3 protein-coding genes are annotated in these 4,370 nt (G+C 44.7%); 1 reads left to right on the top strand and 2 read right to left on the bottom strand.

All coding sequences use genetic code 11. From position 1 onward, the window contains the following. Positions 1-126: 126 nt before the first annotated feature. A complete protein-coding gene (locus JGK20_RS33160; protein WP_366039828.1) occupies positions 127-786 on the bottom strand; it encodes a serine/threonine-protein kinase in 660 nt (219 codons plus the stop codon). A gap of 1,201 nt (positions 787-1,987) precedes the next feature. Between JGK20_RS33160 and sds the strand changes: the two genes are divergently transcribed. Then, positions 1,988-2,959, top strand: coding sequence for a solanesyl diphosphate synthase (sds, locus tag JGK20_RS33155; RefSeq protein WP_293193419.1), 972 nt, complete (start codon positions 1,988-1,990; stop codon positions 2,957-2,959). A 429-nt stretch (positions 2,960-3,388) separates the two neighbouring features. Here the strand turns inward: sds and JGK20_RS33150 are convergent, their stop codons facing one another. Further along, positions 3,389-3,853, bottom strand: coding sequence for a hypothetical protein (locus tag JGK20_RS33150; protein WP_293213734.1), 465 nt, complete (start codon positions 3,851-3,853; stop codon positions 3,389-3,391). Positions 3,854-4,370: the final 517 nt, after the last annotated feature.

The following is a 4,370-nucleotide window of genomic DNA, read 5'->3' as shown; positions in this document are numbered from 1 at the left end:
TGATGCCGAGTTTTACCGTTCCGACTAACTTCTTTTGAGCCACAATTAGGGCAACAATTAATTTCTAATGTCATATCACGCTATGGCAAACACTTCTCTAATTATAGCTTGCTCCGATCCTTTCCTTCAGGGCACTACCCTGGTTTCAAACGGCAGTTGGCGAGTCAGCATTTCATAGAGAGTTGCGCCGAGAGAGTAATAGTCGGTGCGATAATCTAGGCTACGGTTCATTCTGCCAGTTTGTTCTGGAGAGATATAGGCGAGAGTGCCTTCTAGAATATGGGGATGCTTGAGGGTGGGTTGTTCGGTTAATTTGTCGGGCGCGAAGACGCTGGCTATCCCAAAGTCAATGATTTTGAGTTGGTTGGTGCTGGGATTGAAAACTATGTTGGCAGGGTTGATATCTTTGTGTATGATGTTGGCGCTGTGAATGTCGCCCAAAATGTCGGCTATTTGAATGGCGAAGCTCAGAGATTCGGATAGAGTAAAGGGGCGAGAGTGCATCAAGCTTTTGAGAGATTCTCCTCCGAAGTCTTCGAGAACGATCGCCAAAGTGCGATCGTACTGTTCTAAGCTGTAAGCTCGGATGACTCCTGGGTGATTTAAGCTGCGGATGATGTCATATTCTTGTTTGTGACGGGCGAGTGCAGCCGGAGTGGGGTACTCTTGCTTGAGTATCTTGAAGATTACGTGCTGGCTGTCGGTCGATCGCACGCCCCGGTAAACTAGAGATCGATCGCTTTCATAGATTTTCCTGAAAATTTTGTAGCCTGGAAAGTGGAGCATAACCGCAGAATCTTAGAGAGCAGCAGCGTTTATCCTAGTGTAGCCACTGATATGTGTTAATCGCTACCACCACAAATATTCTCAGACTTGCCTGTAAGCTCTCAACCACGAGCTCGATCGCAAATCCTCAATCTAAAATCCTCAATCTAAAATCTTCAATCTAAAATCTAAAATCAAATAACCCTGCCTTTGTGTGCAAGCATTCAAGGCAGGGTTATTATGGAATATTCGGAATTCTGAGCGAGTAGTCCATGGCGGGCGAGGCCGGATTCGGCTGCCAAGCGTTGCACTACTCGCCCAATCGAGTTATTTTAGAGCTACGTTCGGCCAACATCAGCACTATATAAATAGTCATTACATAACCGGCGGCTAGAATGGGAATAATTAGAGGAATATCGCGATAAATCATAATTAGAACCAAAAGTCAAGGACGAGGAGGAGGACGGGACAAGTTCAAGACCTACTACATTAATTCAGCACGCAAGACTATGCCTTGGTTCTGAAGGCTACTTTTCCATATCAGGCTTGCCGAAAAACTTAGGCGTTCCCGGTGAGTCGATTTGAGATTTTCCATTTTTCGATTTTAGATTTACTCGGCAGATAAATCTGGGAGCTTCAACTAAGATCTAAAATTTTGGGCTACCCACGACAATTGTCGTGGCTTCTACCCGTTTTTGGGCGAGGTCAATAATGATTTACTGCTTTACAGATGCTTGAACAGCGTAAAACCATCCACTTTAGCTGCTTTGAGCTACCGTGCACATCTCATGCGCTAGTCTTAACTCCTGAAAATTTTTAGCCACAAGAAACTAAAAATCTGTCCCAGAAATTTTCGCTGCGATCGACTAACAAGGCTGGCTCTACGAAACTCTTACAGGCATCTGAAAGCTACCTGCCAGCCAGGCTCAATTACAGCCTGTACTTAATGTATAGAATTGTTTAAATCCTTAATACCTATAATAACACAGCGTTTCTGGGATTTAGTTATTTTTTGGCAGTGTGCTTAACAATTCGATACAATAGGAGCAACCCCTCTGGCAGCAGGCTACTCGCCTCTGGCAGTTGGGCGAGTCCTCGCTGGCGACAGACCACAAATAACTGCCGATCGCCTAGATTTTTGTTCCCTATTGCAGAGAATTGTCTTAAAATAAAGATATGATATGTAAAATTTTGTTACTTTACGGCTTGAGTCGGCGTATCCATGATCTCTAGCACTCTCCTATTTTCCTCGGTTGAAGAAGACCTGCGACTGTTGACAGAAAACTTAAAACAGTTAGTGGGTGCCCGTCATCCCATCTTGTACGCGGCTGCAGAATACTTATTCGGCACAAAGGGAAAACGGGTGAGACCCGCAATAGTCTTGTTGATGGCCAAGGCGACGATGCCCGATCGGGAAATCACCGAAAAACACCGCCGCCTCGCGGAAATCACAGAAATGATCCACACAGCCAGTCTAGTCCACGACGACGTGGTGGACGAGTCGGATCTGCGGCGGGGAGTACCGACAGTACACAGTCGGTTTAACAACCGAGTGGCAGTATTGGCGGGAGATTTTCTGTTTGCTCAATCTTCGTGGCACTTGGCAAATCTGGACAACCTGCCAGTAGTCAAACTGCTTTCAGAAGTGATTATGGATTTAGCTGAGGGCGAAATTCAACAGGGACTAAATGGATTTGACACCAGTTTGTCGATCGAAGCGTACTTAGAAAAAAGTTATTACAAAACAGCGTCTTTAATTGCCAACAGTTCTAAAGCAGCGGGCTGTTTGAGCGAGGTTTCAGCAGAAATAGCAGACGATTTGTACAACTACGGTCGCAACATTGGTTTAGCATTCCAAATAGTAGATGATATATTGGATTTCACTGCTTCAACGGAAACTTTGGGGAAACCCGCAGGCTCTGATCTGATTAGTGGTAATTTGACAGCACCAGCACTATTTGCCCTAGAAGAAAAGCCTTATTTGGAAGTTCTAATAGAACGCGAGTTCGCCCAAGAAGGAGATCTAGAGCAGGCTCTGGCGCTGGTAGCAGATTCTCAAGGTATAGAGCGATCGCGAGAACTAGCAACAAATCACGCACAGAAAGCTGTCGAATACTTAGCTGCGCTGCCCCATTCAGAATCCCGTCAAGCCTTGATTGATTTAGCAGATTACGTTTTGAGCCGGCTGTATTAGAGGTTAAAAAGTTGCACGGTAGGGGAATTGGTAATGGGGAGTTGGTAATGGGGAATTTCCTATTACCAATTCATCAGAAATTTAATTATCGCGCTTCTTAAGGATGGCGAATTAAATAATTTACACATATTTGTGGGATGGGCCAGAAGAAGCATAAAACTTGTGGAAGTTATTTAATTTTCATTCCTAAGTGAGTTCCCGAGAGCGCAAGCAATGAAATATTACCGATTACCTATTACCGATTCCCGATTCCCGATTCCCTGACATACTTCACTGCCATTGAGAAAGGGAGAATCTCATTTTTGTAAAAAGCATTTTTTTCTTATAGATAGTGCGAGCGTCCCCGCTCGCGTATTATACGATACGCGAGCGGGGACGCTCGCACTATCTAAATGCAAAACTGAGATGCTCCCTTGAGAAAGGCTATATTTAGGCAATATCTGGTGGTGGAGCCGATCGATACTGTTGCAAGTAAACATTGATTAAGTCTTGCACTTGTCGGCGAGGGATTTCCGTCCCGACTTCCTGATTGCCGGGATTTTCAAAAAAAACAATACTGTCGAGACCTTCAAGAGCAATCATCTGAAATAAAATGTGAGTGACAGGCAACTGTACGGGCTTGACGCTCCCGCCCCCAGCCGCCGCAGCGGAGGACGCATCTTTAAGAGTGGGAAAAGCATAAATCACCTTCTTCTCCTGTCCCGGTTGCTTGAGATTGCTCAAAACTACGATCGCCCAACTTTCGTCTACCGATTGCAGGATCGAGTATTCGAGGTGCTGTAGCTGTTGGGCAATTAAAACCAGCGCCGGGGCGATCGCCTCTAAGATTTGTGGCGTCGAACCGTCAGGCGGAGCTTGCTCGATTAGTGCTTGAATCTGTATATCTAAATCCATCAGTCAGTTCATTTGAGATTTGAGTTTAATAATGTCAGGGTAACGGGTGAAGGTGCAAGTATGTAATAACTGGCACTGCCGCATATTAAGCTAAAATGCGAAATCTGAAGTCCCATAAATTTGATTGATAGATATGAAACATATAGCCAAATATAGCCTTTTTTAGCAAAAATTCTGGATTTTTTAGATTAATTCACGCTTTACCCTTCAATCCGAAAAATATCGTACCTGATGCTCGATTTAGTTGATGCGGGTGTCCCTGGCGGATGCAAATTTTATAACTATGTACGAAAAAAAAGTTTTCTGCTCAAAATTATCTCGTCCTCACCACCAAAAATCCCTGGTTAAACCTGGTTGGTGGCGGATAGTACATTTGGGACACATCAAGAAAAAGCAGCCGTCAGTGTTTTTTTGACAAACCTCTGCCTAAAGGCGAGAGGATTCTTGCTTCAGTGGGATTCCGACGAATTTACCCTCGGCAAGCATCTTGACCGTATGCCCTACGGCTGCAAGTCCT

Origin of the sequence: Microcoleus sp. PH2017_05_CCC_O_A (assembly GCF_020738785.1) — a bacterium.
Lineage (GTDB): Bacteria > Cyanobacteriota > Cyanobacteriia > Cyanobacteriales > Microcoleaceae > Microcoleus.
The sequence above is the reverse complement of the archived record's forward strand: the minus strand, read 5'-3'. Positions and strand labels throughout refer to the sequence as shown.

Excerpts from the sequence above, each read along its gene's own strand:
- JGK20_RS33160 (WP_366039828.1), bottom strand. The coding sequence starts at position 786 with ATGCTCCACTTTCCAGGCTACAAAATTTTCAGGAAAATCTATGAAAGC.
- sds (WP_293193419.1), top strand. The coding sequence starts at position 1,988 with ATGATCTCTAGCACTCTCCTATTTTCCTCGGTTGAAGAAGACCTGCGA.
- JGK20_RS33150 (WP_293213734.1), bottom strand. The coding sequence starts at position 3,853 with ATGGATTTAGATATACAGATTCAAGCACTAATCGAGCAAGCTCCGCCT.